Source organism: Nocardioides campestrisoli, from assembly GCF_013624435.2.
Classification (GTDB): domain Bacteria; phylum Actinomycetota; class Actinomycetes; order Propionibacteriales; family Nocardioidaceae; genus Nocardioides; species Nocardioides campestrisoli.
This window is the reverse complement of the sequence record NZ_CP061768.1, coordinates 1,518,294-1,532,657: the sequence shown is the minus strand read 5'-3', so window position 1 is coordinate 1,532,657 and position 14,364 is coordinate 1,518,294. Positions and strand designations below refer to the sequence as shown.

Annotated in this window: 14 protein-coding genes and 2 tRNA genes; 2 read left to right on the top strand and 14 right to left on the bottom strand. The window is 72.5% G+C overall.

The features are described 5' to 3' along the window. Nucleotides 1-53 precede the first annotated feature (53 nt). The 5 genes from H8838_RS07345 to leuC all read right to left on the bottom strand — a co-directional run bounded on the left by H8838_RS07345 (nt 54) and on the right by leuC (nt 4,813). The gene (locus tag H8838_RS07345; RefSeq protein ID WP_181310491.1) at nt 54-1,055 is read right to left on the bottom strand and encodes an NAD(P)H-dependent glycerol-3-phosphate dehydrogenase; all 1,002 of its coding nucleotides are present in this window, start codon (nt 1,053-1,055) and stop codon (nt 54-56) included. Beyond that, nucleotides 1,052-1,831, bottom strand: a complete 780-nt coding sequence (locus tag H8838_RS07340) for a lysophospholipid acyltransferase family protein (protein WP_181310490.1) — start codon at nt 1,829-1,831, stop codon at nt 1,052-1,054. The genes H8838_RS07345 and H8838_RS07340 overlap by 4 nt, the downstream gene beginning before the upstream one ends. Before the next feature lie 146 nt (nt 1,832-1,977). Next, nucleotides 1,978-2,652, bottom strand: a complete 675-nt coding sequence (locus H8838_RS20270; protein WP_185994994.1) for an HU family DNA-binding protein — start codon at nt 2,650-2,652, stop codon at nt 1,978-1,980. Nucleotides 2,653-2,781: 129 nt separating this feature from the next. Further along, entirely contained in the window at nt 2,782-3,381 is a 600-nt protein-coding gene (leuD, locus tag H8838_RS07330; protein ID WP_185994995.1) for a 3-isopropylmalate dehydratase small subunit, read from the bottom strand. Between the two features lies 1 nt (nt 3,382). Beyond that, entirely contained in the window at nt 3,383-4,813 is a 1,431-nt protein-coding gene (gene leuC, locus H8838_RS07325; RefSeq protein ID WP_181310487.1) for a 3-isopropylmalate dehydratase large subunit, read from the bottom strand. Between the two features lie 105 nt (nt 4,814-4,918). Between leuC and H8838_RS07320 the strand changes: the two genes are divergently transcribed. Then, a complete protein-coding gene (locus H8838_RS07320; RefSeq protein WP_181310486.1) occupies nt 4,919-5,641 on the top strand; it encodes an IclR family transcriptional regulator in 723 nt (240 codons plus the stop codon). 36 nt (nt 5,642-5,677) lie between these two features. Here H8838_RS07320 and H8838_RS07315 read toward each other — a convergent pair whose 3' ends face one another. From H8838_RS07315 to H8838_RS07275, 9 genes are all read right to left on the bottom strand, one after another. Beyond that, the gene (locus H8838_RS07315) at nt 5,678-6,172 is read right to left on the bottom strand and encodes a methylated-DNA--[protein]-cysteine S-methyltransferase (protein WP_181310485.1); all 495 of its coding nucleotides are present in this window, start codon (nt 6,170-6,172) and stop codon (nt 5,678-5,680) included. A gap of 2 nt (nt 6,173-6,174) precedes the next feature. Continuing rightward, nucleotides 6,175-7,677, bottom strand: a complete 1,503-nt coding sequence (locus H8838_RS07310; RefSeq protein ID WP_185994996.1) for a DNA-3-methyladenine glycosylase 2 — start codon at nt 7,675-7,677, stop codon at nt 6,175-6,177. Nucleotides 7,678-7,778: 101 nt separating this feature from the next. After that, the gene (locus H8838_RS07305; protein WP_185994997.1) at nt 7,779-8,288 is read right to left on the bottom strand and encodes a GNAT family N-acetyltransferase; all 510 of its coding nucleotides are present in this window, start codon (nt 8,286-8,288) and stop codon (nt 7,779-7,781) included. 98 nt (nt 8,289-8,386) lie between these two features. Further along, nucleotides 8,387-8,459: transfer RNA gene (locus H8838_RS07300), tRNA-Glu, on the bottom strand. 99 nt (nt 8,460-8,558) lie between these two features. Beyond that, nucleotides 8,559-8,630 (bottom strand) — tRNA-Gln (locus H8838_RS07295). Nucleotides 8,631-8,665: 35 nt separating this feature from the next. Beyond that, a complete protein-coding gene (locus tag H8838_RS07290) occupies nt 8,666-9,685 on the bottom strand; it encodes a CPBP family intramembrane glutamic endopeptidase (RefSeq protein ID WP_181310482.1) in 1,020 nt (339 codons plus the stop codon). A gap of 13 nt (nt 9,686-9,698) precedes the next feature. Continuing rightward, nucleotides 9,699-11,126, bottom strand: a complete 1,428-nt coding sequence (gltX, locus tag H8838_RS07285) for a glutamate--tRNA ligase (RefSeq protein WP_181310850.1) — start codon at nt 11,124-11,126, stop codon at nt 9,699-9,701. Between the two features lie 53 nt (nt 11,127-11,179). After that, on the bottom strand, nt 11,180-11,989 hold the full coding sequence (locus tag H8838_RS07280) for a fumarylacetoacetate hydrolase family protein (RefSeq protein WP_181310481.1): 810 nt from the start codon (nt 11,987-11,989) through the stop codon (nt 11,180-11,182). Between the two features lie 9 nt (nt 11,990-11,998). Then, nucleotides 11,999-13,393: a pyridoxal phosphate-dependent decarboxylase family protein gene (locus tag H8838_RS07275; RefSeq protein WP_185994998.1), complete on the bottom strand. Its 1,395-nt coding sequence runs from the start codon at nt 13,391-13,393 to the stop codon at nt 11,999-12,001. Nucleotides 13,394-13,460: 67 nt separating this feature from the next. On the opposite strand from H8838_RS07275, the gene H8838_RS07270 reads away from it, so the two are divergent. Beyond that, entirely contained in the window at nt 13,461-14,360 is a 900-nt protein-coding gene (locus H8838_RS07270) for a 3-methyladenine DNA glycosylase (RefSeq protein WP_185994999.1), read from the top strand. Nucleotides 14,361-14,364 lie beyond the last annotated feature (4 nt).

Here is a 14,364-nt window from a genome sequence, read left to right as displayed (position 1 = left end):
AGGACATGACGCTGGGACGGCGGAGCGCCGCCCTCGGTTCCCCGCGCCGGAGCTCAGTCGGTCTCGGCCTTGGTGTCCCGGGCGATGAAGGCGTTCATCATCGCGTAGGCGTCGCTGCGGCCCGCGACCACGTCGTCCACGTGCGCGGCGATGGGCGCGTCGACCCCGTGGGCCTCGGCGAGCGCCCGCAACGAGGCGCAGGACTTGGCGCCTTCGGCCACCTGCGAGGTCGAGGCGTAGATCTCCTCGGTGGTCATCCCCTGGCCGAGCCGCTCCCCGAAGGTGCGGTTGCGCGAGAGCGGCGAGGAGCAGGTGGCGACCAGGTCGCCGAGACCGGCCAGACCCATCAGGGTCAGCGGGTTGGCGCCGAGCGCGGTCGCCAGGCGCGCGGTCTCCGCGAGCCCCCGGGTGATCACCGACGCGGTGGTGTTGTCGCCGAAGCCGAGACCGACGGCCATCCCCACGGCGAGCGCGACGACGTTCTTGTAGGCCCCGCCCAGCTCGCAGCCGAGGACGTCGGTGGAGGTGTAGGGCCGGAACGCCGGCGAGTGGCACATCGCCTGCAGCCGCCGCGCCACCTCCTCGTCGGCGCACGCGACCACGGAGGCTGCGGGCTCACGCCGGGAGATCTCCTTGGCGAGGTTGGGGCCGCTGACCACCGCGATCCGCTCCGGACCGGCGCCGGTCACCTCGGCGATGACCTCGCTCATCCGCTTCAGCGTCCCGAGCTCGACGCCCTTCATCAGGCTCACCATCACCGCGTCCGAGGGGATCAGCGGGGCCCAGGTGGTCAGGTTCTCCCGGAACGACTGGGAGGGCGTGGCGAAGACCACGACCTCGGCCTCGGCGAGCGCCTTGGCGGGGTCGCTGGTGGCGGTGACGCCCTGCGGGAGCTGCACCCCCGGGAGGTAGTCGGGGTTCTCGTGGTCCCGGTTGATCGCCGTCACCAGCTCCTCGCGCCGGGCCCACAGGACGACGTCGTTGCCGGCGTCGGCGAGCACCACCGCGAACGCCGTCCCCCAGGAGCCGGCACTGAACACTGCGACCTTGGTCATGTCTTCCTCTTCTTCTTGCGCGGCTCGTGCGGATGAGGATTGCCTATCAGCCGCACGCCGGCCTTGGCGGGATCGAACCGGTCCGTGGGCGCCTTCTCCCCCCGCACCTCCTCGAGCACCCGGACGAGCGCCGTCATGATGCGGTCCGTGGCCTCCTGCACCACGCCCGGCTGCTCGGCGCGGGCCCGCAGGTCCTCGAGGGCGACGGGGTCGCCCACCTTGACGGTGAGGTGCTTGCGCGGCCAGGGCCGGGGCCTGGTGGAGTACGGCGGCAGCAGCTCCTGCGCCCCCCAGTGCGCGATCGGGATCACGGGCGCCCCGGTGGCCAGGGCGATCCTGGCGGCGCCGGTCTTGCCGCGCATCGGCCACAGGTCGGGGTCGCGGGTCAGCGTCCCCTCCGGGTAGACCACGACGCAGTCACCTGCGCGCACGGCCGCCACCGCGGCGTCGTACGCACTGACCGCGTGGGTGGTGAGCCGCTCGACGGGGATCTGCCGGGTCGAGCGCAGCACCCCGGCGACGAACCGGTTGGACCTGAAGAGCGCGGCCTTGGCCAGGTAGCGCGGCAGCCGGTGCTGGTCATAGACGAAGTGCGCGATCACCAGGGGGTCGAGGTGGGACAGATGGTTGACCACCAGGATGCAGCCGCCCTCGCGGGGGATCTTCTCCCCGTCGATCCAGGTGTGGGTGGAGCTGAGCAGGAACGTGGGCCGCAGGATGATGTTGCCGACGACGAAGCCCCAGCCCTGTCCGCGCCTCCAGCTGCTACCCCGCACGCCGTCCGACCTCTTTCCCGTCACGCCCCTCCACCGTCTTCTGTGTGACAGAGGTTACTGCGTGGCCCTCCCGGCGCCGCCCTCGGCCGGTGCGCGGCGAGCCGCCCGACCGGACGGACGGCCGCGCACCGGACACCGGCGCGGGGTCAGGCCTTCTTGGCGGCCTTGGTCGCGGACTTCTTCGTGGTCGACTTCTTCGCGGTGCTCGTCGCGGACTTCTTCGCCGGCGTCGTCTTCTTGCTGGTGCTGGCCTTCTTGGCCGTGCTGCTCGTCGACGCGGACGCGGTCGAGGCCTTCTTCGCCGTGGCCTTCTTCGTCGCGCCCGTCTTCTTCGCCGTACTGGTGGCCTTCTTGGCCGGGGTCGTCGTGGCCTTCTTCGCCGGGGTCGTCTTCTTGGTCGTGGTGGACGACTTCTTGGCCGCCGTCGTGGTGGCGGCCGCGCTCTTGGTGGCGGCTGCGCTCTTGGTGGCGGAGGTGCTCGCCGCCTTCTTCGCCGTGCCCGCGGGGGCAGCAGTCCTGGCCACCGTGAGCTTGGGCAGCTTCTTGACGCCGGAGACGACGTTCTTGAGGTCCTGGCCGGCCTTGAACGCGGGCACGGAGGTCTTCTTCGACTTCATCCGCTCCCCGGTCTGCGGGTTACGGACCCAGCGAGCGTTGCGGACCCTCTTCTCGAAAGAGCCGAACCCGGTGATCGCGACCTTCTCGCCCCGGGCCACCTCGCGGGTGATCGTGTCCAGGACGGACTCGAGCGCGTGCGCCGCGACCTTCCGGTTTCCCTCGAACCGCGCTGCCAGCGCGTCGATGAGCTGTGACTTGTTCACTAGCTGTCCTTCCAATGAACTGTGCGCCCGAGCCCGTGCTCGACCATGTGCACGTCACGCTAGGTTTTTGTGGCGTCCGCCACAATCACCGCTGCCCGTGTTGGAAGGAACTTTGCCGACCGAGCCTGCTCAGAGGGTCGCGGGCTTCCAGCTGGGACGGGTCTCCTCGAAGGCCGCGATCTCGTCCGCGTGGCCCAGGGTGATCCCGATGTCGTCGAGCCCCTCGAGCAGCCGCCACCGGGTGTAGTCGTCGATGTCGAAGCTGTCGACGATCGCGTCCGGCCCCTCGCCGGCGCTGACGGTGCGGGCCTCGAGGTCGACCGTGACCTGGGCACCGGGCTGGGACTCCAGCAGCTCCCAGAGCCGCTGCACGACGTTCTCGTCGACCTGGGCGGCCACCAGACCGGCCTTGCCGGAGTTGCCCCGGAAGATGTCGGCGAACCGCGGCGAGATGACCGCCTTGAACCCGTAGTTCTGCAGCGCCCAGACGGCGTGCTCGCGCGAGGAGCCGGTGCCGAAGTCCGGGCCGGCGACGAGCACCGAGCCCTGGGCGTACGCCGGCTGGTTGAGCACGAACGACTCGTCGCGGCGCCAGGCCGCGAAGAGGCCGTCCTCGAAGCCCGAGCGGGTCACACGCTTGAGGTAGACCGCCGGGATGATCTGGTCGGTGTCGACGTTGGTCCGGCGCAGCGGGACGCCGACACCGGTGTGGGTGGTGAACTTCTCCACGTCAGGACTCCTTGCTCGTGCCGGCGAGCACCGGCTCCAGGTCGGCCGGTGAGGACAGGGTGCCGCGCACCGCGGTGGCGGCGGCGACGGGCACCGAGACCAGGTGGGTACGTCCCCCCTTGCCCTGGCGACCCTCGAAGTTGCGGTTGGAGGTCGACGCGCTGCGCTCGCCGGGGGCGAGCTGGTCGGGGTTCATGCCCAGGCACATCGAGCAGCCCGCGCCGCGCCACTCCGCGCCCGCGGCGACGAAGACCCGGTCGAGGCCCTCGGCCTCGGCCTGCAGTCGCACCCGGGCCGAGCCGGGGACGACGAGCAGGCGGGTGTCCTCGGCAACCCGGCGTCCGTCCAGGATCGAGGCGGCGAGCCGCAGGTCCTCGATCCGGCCGTTGGTGCAGGAGCCGACGAAGACGGTGTCGACCTTCACCTCGCGCATCGGGGTGCCGGCCTCCAGGCCCATGTACTCCAGCGCCTTGCGGGTGGTGAGCCGGTCGCCCTCGTCGTCGTACTCCTCGGGGCTCGGGACCTGCCCGCCCAGGGGCACGCCCTGGCCGGGGTTGGTGCCCCAGGTGACGAACGGGGTCATCGTGCTGGCGTCCAGCACGATCTCCTCGTCGAAGACCGCGTCCTCGTCGGTGACCAGCGTCCGCCAGCTCTCCACGGCCGCGTCCCAGTCGGCGCCCTGGGGCGCCTCGGGCTTGCCCTGCAGGTAGTCGAACGTGGTCTGGTCGGGGGCGATCATGCCGGCCTTGGCGCCCCACTCGATCGACATGTTGCACACGGTCATCCGAGCCTCCATGGAGAGCTCCTCGATGGCCTGGCCGCGGTACTCCACGATGTAGCCCTGGCCGCCGCCGGTGCCGGTGTGCGCGATCAGGGTCAGCACCAGGTCCTTCGCGGTGACGCCCTCCGGCAGGCTGCCGTTGACGGTCACCGCCATGGTCTTGGGCCGCGCCTGGGTCAGCGTCTGGGTGGCCAGCACGTGCTCGACCTCGGAGGTGCCGATGCCGAAGGCGATCGCACCGAAGGCGCCGTGCGTGGAGGTGTGGCTGTCGCCGCAGACGATGGTCATGCCCGGCTGGGTCAGGCCCAGCTGCGGGCCGACCACGTGGACGATCCCCTGCTCGATGTCGCCGAGGGGGTGCAGCCGCACGCCGAACTCGGCGGCGTTCTTGCGCAGCGTCTCGACCTGGGTGCGGCTGACGGGGTCGGCGATCGGCTTGTCCCAGTCCAGGGTGGGGACGTTGTGGTCCTCGGTGGCCAGCGTCAGGTCCGGACGGCGCACCGTGCGGTTCGCCAGGCGCAGCCCGTCGAAGGCCTGCGGACTGGTCACCTCGTGGATGAGGTGGAGGTCGATGTAGAGCAGGTCAGGCTCACCCTCGGCACTCCGGACGACGTGCGCGTCCCACACCTTCTCGGCCAGGGTCTTGCCCATGGACCTGCTCCTCTCTGTCGGGGCATGCCAAGGCGGCATACCCGATCTGGGTCATGTGACGAGGCTACTCTTGCATCCCAACTTCTGAGACGGCAATATTGCCATATGGACAACTCAAGCGGAGTCGGGGTGCTCGACAAGGCCGCCCTTGTGCTCGCCGCCCTGGAGGCCGGACCTGCCACGCTCGCCGGCCTGGTCGCCGGCACGGGACTGGCCCGACCCACGGCGCACCGTCTCGCCGTCGCCCTGGAGCACCACCGGCTGGTGGCCCGGGACATGCAAGGGCGCTTCGTGCTGGGGCCGCGGCTCGCCGAGCTCTCCGCCGCCGCCGGTGAGGACCGTCTCCTCGCCGCCGCAGGGCCGGTGCTGGCCCGGCTGCGCGACATCACCGGCGAGTCCGCCCAGCTCTGGCGCCGCCAGGGCGAGCACCGCGTCTGCGTGGCCGCAGCCGAGCGGCCCAGCGGGCTGCGCGACACCATCCCCGTCGGCTCGCAGCTGACCATGCGGGCCGGCTCCGCGGCCCAGGTGCTGCTGGCCTGGGAGGACCCGGAGCGGATGCACCGGGGCCTGCAGAACGCCGCGTACTCGGCCACCGCGCTCTCCGGCATCCGCCGGCGCGGCTGGGCCCAGAGCGTCGGCGAGCGCGAGCAGGGCGTGGCGTCGGTCTCGGCGCCGGTCCGCTCCCCCGGCGGCAAGATCATCGCGGCCGTCTCCGTCTCCGGTCCGCTGGAGCGACTCTCCCGTCAGCCCGGCCGGATGCACGCCCCGGCCGTGCTCGCCGCGGCCGAGCGGCTCTCGGAGTCGCTGCGCCGCGCTGCCGCGGACTGAGCCGCCTGCTCTTCCGGGGCGCACGATCGGTGCGCCCTAGAAGAGCGGGGCCTGGAGGCACTCCTGCTCCAGGTCGAGCAGCAGACGCTTGCGCTCCAGCCCGCCGGCGTAGCCGGTGAGCGTCCCGGTCGACCCGATCACCCGGTGACACGGGATGACGATCGGGATCGGGTTGCGCCCGTTGGCCGTGCCCACGGCTCGCGAGGCCACGTGGGTGTGCCCCAGCCGGAGGGCGACCTCGCCGTAGGAGGCGGTCTCGCCGTAGCCGATCTCGGTCAGGGCGGCCCAGACCCGGAGCTGGAACTCGCTGCCGGCCGGCGCCAGCGGCAGGTCGAAGTCGCGCAGCTCCCCGGCGAAGTACGCCGCCAGCTGTCGCACCGCCTCGGCCAGCAGCGGATGGTCGTCGGCTCGCTCGCCCCTGGGCTCGCCCAGGCCGAGCGGGCGGAACGGCGAGAACTCGATCGCCACCAGGGCGTCGTCCTGCTCGCTCAGGCGCAGCTCCCCCACCGGGGAGTCGGTCACGGTCCACATGGTCATACCTCCTCGGGCACGGCAAGGCTGTGCCACAGCAGCATCTGGGCGTACGAGCGCCACGGGCGCCAGGCCTCGGCGAGCGTCTCGGCCCGGCCCGGGTCCTGGCCGAGACGGCGCAGCGCAGCCCTCGTCCCGGTGTCGGTGGGCAGGAACCGGTCGGGGTGGCCCAGCGCCCGCATGGCGACGTAGTCGGCCGTCCACGGGCCGATCCCGGGCAGGGCGAGCAGGGACTCCCGCACGTCGTCGCGGTCCGCGCCCCGGTCCAGCCGCACCCGCCCCTCGGCCAGGGCCTGGCACAGGCCGGCCAGCGCCCTGCCCCGGGCCCGGGGCACCGCCACAGTCTCCGGGTCGAGCGTGGCCAGCGCCTGGGCCGAGGGGAACAGGTGGGTCAGGCCGGGGACGGGACCGGCGTCTGGGGCGGCGATCTGCTCGCCGTGCGCGGCCACCAGCCGCCCCGCCAGCGTGCGAGCGGCCCCCACGGTGACCTGCTGGCCCAGCACGGCCCGGACCGCGAGCTCGTCACCGTCCACGTGGCCCGGCACCCGGAGCCCCGGGACCGCCGTCAGCAGCGGGCCGAGCACGGGGTCGTCCAGCAGTGCGTCCGCGACGCCCAGCGGGTCGCAGTCCGCGTCGAGCAGCCGGCGTACGCGCTCCACGGCGGCGCCGGTGTCACGCAGGTCGGTGAGGGCGAAGGTGGCGGGCACGAACGCGGTGCCGGGGCGGTCCAGGTCCTCGAGCCGCAGCGAGACGACACCGGGGCCGCGCGGCAGCCGCAGGGTCCGCGAGTACGTCGAGCCGTCGACCGCCTCCACACCGGGCACCGCCCGGCGCGCGAGGAAGGCGAGCAGCGCCCGCCCGGCGAACGGGGTGCGTACCGCGAGCCGCAGCGCCACGGTCCCGTCCGCGGCGGCCGGCGCGTGCCGTCGACCGCGGAGCTGGGTCGGCGTGGTGGCGTACACCTCGCGGACGGTGTCGTTGAACTGCCGGACGCTGGAGAACCCGGCCGCGAAGGCCACGTCGGCGAACCCCAGCGGCGAGCTCTCGATCAGGACCCGCGCCGTCTGGGCCCGGTGCGCCCGGGCGAGTGCGAGCGGTCCCGCACCCAGCTCCTCGACCAGCAGCCGGGTGAGGTGCCGGGGGCTGTACCCCAGGTCGGCCGCGAGCCCCGACACGCCCTGACGGTCGACCACCCCGTCGGCGATCAGCCGCATGGCGCGTCCGGCGACGTCCGCCGCGACGTCCCAGTCCGGGGAGCCGGGGGTCGCGTCCGGCACGCACCGCTTGCAGGCCCGGTAGCCCGCCGCCTGGGCGGCCGCGGCCGTCGGGTGGAAGGTGACGTTGGCCGGCGCGGGGGTGCGCGCGGGGCAGGAGGGCCGGCAGTAGATCCCGGTGGTCCGCACCGCGGTGTAGAAGACCCCGTCGAAGCGCCGGTCCCGGCTCCGGACCGCGCGGTAGCAGGACTCGTGGTCGAGTCCCGCGGCTCGCTGGGTGCTGGTGCTCATGGGTCCATCCTGCTCGCATCCAAGCACAGCGGCTGGCGGGAATCGGACGGGGCGCTCAGGGCGGCTGCCGCTCCCCCGCCAGCCGCGCAGCAGGCGACCCGTCAACTCCCGTCGGGTCCGTCGGGTGCGTCCAGCCGGCAGGCCATCAGCACGTCGTCCACCTCGCGGCCGTCGAGGACGAACTCCCCGCGGAGCGTGCCCTCCACGACGAACCCGTGGGACCGGTAGAGCCGCATCGCGTCCTCGTTGGTCGAGAGCACACGCAGGGAGAGCTTCGTGGCGCCGCGACGGCGAGCCTCGGCCAGGGTGGCCTCGAGGAGCAGGCGCCCGATCCCCTGCCCCTGGTGCTCCGGGTCCACCGCGAGCCCGTTGAGGAGCACCACGTGCGCGTGCGAGGGCGCCTGGGTGTGCTGCTGGAGGAGCGCGTAGCCGCAGGGCACGTCGTCCTCGGTCACGGCGACCAGCGCGTCGGCCGGAGCAAGCCGGTCGCCGAAGAACGGCGTCGACGGGTCCTCCCGGGGCATCGGGGCGACCTGCGGGCTCCAGGTGCGCTGGTCGATCTCCCGCAGCCGGTCCGAGTCCTCGGGCCGGCCTTGTCGGGTGGTGATCACGGGCGGAGTGTTTCACATCACGTGACGCGCGCGGGCGGCCCGGGAAACGCCGAAGGGCCCCGATCCGCTTCTCGCGGATCAGGGCCCTTCGGTTGCTGTACCCCCGACCGGATTCGAACCGGCGCTACCGCCTTGAGAGGGCGGCGTGCTAGGCCGCTACACAACGGGGGCTTGCGGGTGTCACCCGGCGATTTCTACTGCCTGGCGACGGAGCGAAACTCTAGACGAACTGGTGTTTCGCACCAAATCCCGGCCTGGGCCGGGATTTCGCTGGGATACAAGGACTCGAACCTTGACTAACTGAACCAGAATCAGTCGTGCTGCCAATTACACCATATCCCACTGTTCCGGCCCCACGAGGAAGCCGTTCGGCTCCCTTAGGGAACCGAGTGGGAACGATACACGTGGCCTTCGGGCCCCGCCAAAACGGCCCTCTCCACCGTCCTCGCCACGCCCATCTGCCGGGCCACGAACCAGGCCAGTCCGAGGTAGACCAGGGACCGGGTCAACGTCGCCGGAAGGCTCCACCAGGTGCCTCCGGTGGGGTTGAGCGCATCGCCCAGGTCGGAGAACGCCAGCGCCAGGCCGAAGGCGATGAAGTTGTTGAGCACGTGCATCGCCAGGGCCGCCTCCAGCCCGCCGGTGACGATGACGAGCACCCCGGCAACCACGCCGAAGGCGAACCGGTCGACGAAGACCGGCAGGTCCTGCGCACCGTGCGCGAGCCCGAACAGCAGCGCGGGGACCAGCACCGCCAGCACGCGGGCCAGCACCACCCCGCCGACCATCCCGCCGATCGCCTGGGTCAGGTAGCCGCGGAACAGGTACTCCTCCCCCGCCGCCTGCCAGGGCGTGAGCAGCAGCACGACGAGGAGGAAGTCGCGGGTCGTCGTGGTGAACGCGTTGACCTCCACCGGGACGGCCTGCACGGCCTCCTGGGGGACCAGCGAGGAGACGACGAGGGTCGCGAACAGGGCCAGGAACGAGAGCCCGAAGCAGACCGCGAAGTAACCCCAGCGCATGCGGGGGCCCACCGAGGTGACCCAGCGCAGCGGGAGCCGGTGCAGGCCGCGGGAGACCGCCCAGACCAGCGCGATGGCACTGGCCAGGACGACGTTGAGATAGGCCAGCGTCAGCGGGCTGGGATCCCGGGTGTCACCCATCGCCTCGAGCGAGGCCAGCACCGGCTCGCCGGCCGCCACGAAGCCCACGACGAAGAGCAGCTGCCAGACCAGCGGGGCGACCAGGAACGAGCCCAGGACGGCCACCAGGACGCCCAGGAGGGGCCGCCAGAGGCCGCGTGGGCCCGCCCGGTGCAGTCGGTGGTACTCGAGCGCCCGTTCTTCCTCCCTGACGGCCTGATCCCTGCCGGGCTCTCCCCTGCCGTCCTCCCTCATGACCGCCTCCTGGTCAGCCGAGCGCGTCGCGCAGCCGCGAGAGGCTCCGCTCCCGACCGAGCAGCTCCATCGACTCGAACAGCGGCGGCGAGACCTTGCGACCGCTGATCGCGATCCGCACCGGACCGAACGCGACGCGCGGCTTGAGCCCGCGCTCCTCGATCAGCGCCGTCCGCAGCGCCTGCTCGATCTCGGCGGTGGCCCAGCTCTCCAGCCCGGACAGGGCGTCGTACGCGGCGGAGACGACCTCCTTGCCGGCCTCGTCGATCGTCTCGGTCCGGGTGAAGTCGGACTCGTCGACGAAGAGGAACCCGAGCATCGGGGCGGCCTCGGTGAGCTTGTTCATCCGCTCCGCGACCAGCGGCATCGCTAGCTCGAGCATCTTCGCGTCCGCGTCGCTGACCGGGTCGCTGAGCACCCCCTCGTCCTTGAGGAAGGGGATCACCCGGTGGGTCAGCTCGTCGAGCGAGAGCATCCGCATGTGGTCGGCGTTGATCGCCTCGGCCTTCTTCAGGTCGAAGCGCGCGGGGTTGGGGTTGACGTCGCCGATCTCGAACTTGCCCACCATCTCCTCGAGCGTGAACACATCGCGGTCGGGCGCGATCGCCCAGCCCAGCAGGGCCAGGTAGTTGAGCAGCCCCTCGGGCAGGAAGCCCTGCTTGCGGTAGAGGTCCATGTGCGCCTCGGGGTCGCGCTTGGAGAGCTTCTTGTTCCCCTCCCCCATCACGTAGGGCAGGTGCCCGAACGCCGGGGTGCTGGTGGCCACGCCGATGTCGATCAGGGCGTCGAAGAGGGCGATCTGGCGCGGGGTGCTGGAGAGCAGGTCCTCGCCCCGGAGCACGTGGGTGATCCCCATCAGGGCGTCGTCGACCGGGGCGACCAGCGTGTAGAGCGGGTCCCCGTTGGCGCGGCAGAGCGCGAAGTCCGGAACGAACTCGGTCTGGAAGGTGATCTCGCCGCGCACCAGGTCGTCGAAGGCGATCTCGCCCTCGGGCATCCGGAACCGGACCACGGGCTTGCGCCCCTCCGCGCGGAACGCCGCGACCTGCTCGTCGGTCAGGTCGCGGCAGAAGCCGTCGTACCCCATGACCTTGGAGCCGGCGGCCTTGCGCCGGGCGGTGGGCTCGTCGCCGGTGCAGTAGCAGTCGTAGGTGTAGCTGCTCTCCCGGAGCCGGGTCAGCACGTCGGCGTAGATCTCGCTGCGCTCGGACTGCCGGTACGGGCCGTAGGGGCCGCCCACCAGGGGGCCCTCGTCCCAGTCGAGCCCGAGCCACTGCATCAGGTCGATGAGCGAGTCGTAGGACTCGGTGGTGTTGCGCTCCTTGTCGGTGTCCTCGATCCGGAAGACGAAGGTGCCACCGTGGTGGCGGGCGAAGGCCCAGTTGAAGAGCGCCGTGCGGGCCAGTCCGACGTGCGGGCTCCCGGTCGGGCTGGGGGCCATCCGGACGCGGACGCCGGACGTTCCTGGGGGAGTCGTCGAGTCGCTGGTGCTGGTCACCGTGTCGCCACCTTGTTCGTGAGGGTTCCGATGCCGGCGATGGAGACCTCGATCTCGTCGCCGACCTGCATAGGGCCGACACCCGCGGGGGTGCCGGTGAGGATGACGTCGCCGGGCAGCAGCGTCATCACGCTGGAGACGTACGCGACCAGGGTCGGCACGTCGAAGATCAGGTCCTTGGTCGAGCCGTCCTGGACCAGGTCGCCGTTGAGGTGGGTCTGCAGGCTGACGCCGTCGGCGAAGGTCTGCGGGTCCAGGTCCGTCTCGATCCACGGGCCGAGCGGGCAGAAGGAGTCGAACCCCTTGGCCCGGGTGAACTGGCCGTCGGCGCGCTGGAGGTCGCGGGCGGTCACGTCGTTGCCGATCGTGTAGCCGTGGATCACGTCGGTGGCGCGCTCGACCGGCACGTCGCGGCAGATCCGGCCGATCACCACGGCCAGCTCGCCCTCGTAGTGCAGCTCGGAGGTCTGCGGCGGGTAGAAGACCGGGTCGCCCGGACCGACCACGCTGGTGTTGGGCTTGATGAACATCATCGGCTCGGTGGGCACGTCGTTGCCCAGCTCGGCGGCGTGGTCGGCGTAGTTGCGCCCGATCCCGACGACCTTGCTGCGCGGCAGCACCGGCGCGAGCAGCCGCACGTCAGCGAGCTTGTGCTCCTCGGCCAGGAGCTTGATCCCGACGTAGAGCGGGTCGCCGGCCAGGGCCACGATCGTGGTCTCCGGGTCCGGTTGTCCGTACTCGTCGATCTCGCCCGTCACGACGCCGTAGAGCGGCTCTTCCCCGGTGGTGAATCTCGCGATGCGCACTCCACGAGCCTATCCGGCTGTGGCGCGGCGCACCGCCCCGAGGCTGCGCCGTACGTCGTCGGCGTCGGTGGACCAGTTGCTCACCGAGATCCGCAGCACCGCGCGCCCCCGCCAGCGGGAGCCCGACATCCAGGCGGTGCCGTCGGCGAGGATCGCCGCCACCGCGTCCCGGGTGCCCTCGTCGTCGCCGAAGCCGACGCAGACCTGGGTGAAGACCACGTCGTTGAGCACCTCGGCGCCCGGCACCTGCGCCATCCCCGCGGCCAGCTCCCGGGCCCGGGCGACCAGGCCGTCGACCAGGTCGGCGACCCCCGTGCGGCCCAGCGACCGGAGCACCGCCCAGACGGGGAACGCCCGGCCCCGTCGGCTGAGCTCGGGCACCTTGTCGAACGGCTCGCCGGCCTCGTCCAGGATCAGGTAGTCCCCGGTCATCCCCATCGCCGCCCGGAGGGCCGAGCGGTCCCGCACCAGTGCCAGCCCGCAGTCGTAGGGGACGTTCAGGGTCTTGTGCGCGTCGGTGGCCCACGAGTCCGCCTCCTCGACGCCCTGGACCAGGTGGCGCAACGCGGGCGAGGCCGCGGCGAACAGCCCGAACGCGCCGTCCACGTGCACCCAGGCGCCGTGCGCGTGGGCCGACGCGATCGCCTCGCGGAACGGGTCGAAGGCCCCGGAGTGCACGTTGCCGGCCTGGAGCACCACGACCGTCGGTCCGTCGCTCCGCTCCGCCAGCGCGCGGTCGAGGTCCGCGACCACCAGCCTGCCCTGGTCGTCGGCGGCGACCAGCTCGGGCTCGCCGAGGCCCAGGTAGCGCAGCGCCAGGTCGACGGTGTCGTGCCGCTCGGCGCCGACCAGCACCCGCACGCCCGGCCCGCCGACCAGGCCCCGACTGGCCACGTCCCACCCGGCCCGGCGCAGCACCTCGTCGCGGGCGGCCGCCAGGCAGGTGAAGTTCGCCATCGTGCCGCCGGTGACGAACCCGACGGCAGTGCCCTCCGGCAGCCCCAGCAGGTCGACCAGCCAGCGTTCGGCCAGGTCCTCCACGGCCGTGTGCGCCGGGGTGAGCCGGCGCAGCCCGCAGTTCTGGTCCCAGGCGCTGGTGAGCCAGTCCGCGGCCAGGGCGGCGGGGTGGGTGCCGCCGATCACGAAGCCGAAGAACCTGCCCGACGGCATCGCGGTCAGGCCGGGCTCGCAGGCCCCGGCCAGGAGGTCGACCACCTCGGCCGGGTCCGTGCCACCGTCCGGGAGGTCGGGCCCCAGCCGCGCGGTCACCTCCTCGGCACCGGCCCGCGGGGGCACGGGGCGGTCCGGTAGCGAGCGCAGCCAGGCGAGCGCGTGCGCGTGCGCCCGGTCCAGGGCTGCCCCGGACGTCGTGCCGCGCTCCCGGCCGTCGCCGTCGCCGCTCATGCCTCCCAGTGTGTGCCGGGCGCAGCCTGCCGGGAAGCCCCTGGCTGCTCCGGCCTACGCTCGTCCCGTGCAGTGGCTGGAGCGTGCGGAGTGGGAGTCGAGGGCGACGGCCCACCGCGAACGCCTCCGCCCGTTCGTCGAGCCGCACCTCGAACGCCGCCGGCACGCGGTCAAGCACCCGGTGCACGACTTCCTCTTCACCTACTACGGCTTCCGGCCCGCCCAGCTGCTCCGTTGGCACCCGGGCGCCGGGGTCGCGCTCGCCGACGCCCCGGAGTACGACGGCCTCAAGGGCTACGCCCCGGCGCCCGGCGACGGCGGGGCAGCCGTGACCGTGTCCGCGTCGTACGTCGCCTCCCAGCGCACGCTGCTGGAGACGCTGCGCCGGCTGCTCGCCGCGACCGCGGCCCGGCCCGCCTCGTTCGGCTGCTTCGGGCTGCACGAGTGGGCGATGGTCTACCGGCTCGACGAGGACGAGACGCGGCACGCCGACTGGCCGCTGCGCCTGGGGCCGGCCGGCACCGACGCGGTGGTCGAGTCGCACCGGGTGGCCTGCTCGCACTTCGACGCCTACCGGTTCTTCACCCCCGCGGCCCGCCCCCTCAACGCCCTGCGCCCGGGGCCGGACGACCGGCCCGACTTCGAGCAGCCGGGCTGCCTGCACGCGACGATGGACCTCTACAAGCACGCGGCCAGGCTCATCCCGATGGTCTCCTCCGACCTGGTCGCCGACTGCTTCGAGCTGGCCCGTGACGTCCGGGTGCTCGACATGCGCGCCGCGCCCTACGACCTGACGGGGCTCGAGGTCGACGGGGAGCCGTTCGTCCCGGTGCCGATCGAGACGGCCGCGGGCAAGCAGGAGTACGCCGCCGCGCAGCGCGGGTTCGCCGAGCGTGCGGCCCCGCTCCGGGCGCGGCTGCTGGCCGAGTGCGAGCGGCTGCTGGCCACGCTCGACGACCCGCAGTGACCGG

Excerpts from the sequence above, each read along its gene's own strand:
- H8838_RS07345 (WP_181310491.1), bottom strand. The coding sequence starts at position 1,055 with ATGACCAAGGTCGCAGTGTTCAGTGCCGGCTCCTGGGGGACGGCGTTC.
- leuC (WP_181310487.1), bottom strand. The coding sequence starts at position 4,813 with ATGGGCAAGACCCTGGCCGAGAAGGTGTGGGACGCGCACGTCGTCCGG.
- H8838_RS07320 (WP_181310486.1), top strand. The coding sequence starts at position 4,919 with ATGGACAACTCAAGCGGAGTCGGGGTGCTCGACAAGGCCGCCCTTGTG.
- H8838_RS07315 (WP_181310485.1), bottom strand. The coding sequence starts at position 6,172 with ATGTGGACCGTGACCGACTCCCCGGTGGGGGAGCTGCGCCTGAGCGAG.
- H8838_RS07310 (WP_185994996.1), bottom strand. The coding sequence starts at position 7,677 with ATGAGCACCAGCACCCAGCGAGCCGCGGGACTCGACCACGAGTCCTGC.
- H8838_RS07290 (WP_181310482.1), bottom strand. The coding sequence starts at position 9,685 with ATGAGGGAGGACGGCAGGGGAGAGCCCGGCAGGGATCAGGCCGTCAGG.
- gltX (WP_181310850.1), bottom strand. The coding sequence starts at position 11,126 with ATGGCCCCCAGCCCGACCGGGAGCCCGCACGTCGGACTGGCCCGCACG.
- H8838_RS07275 (WP_185994998.1), bottom strand. The coding sequence starts at position 13,393 with ATGAGCGGCGACGGCGACGGCCGGGAGCGCGGCACGACGTCCGGGGCA.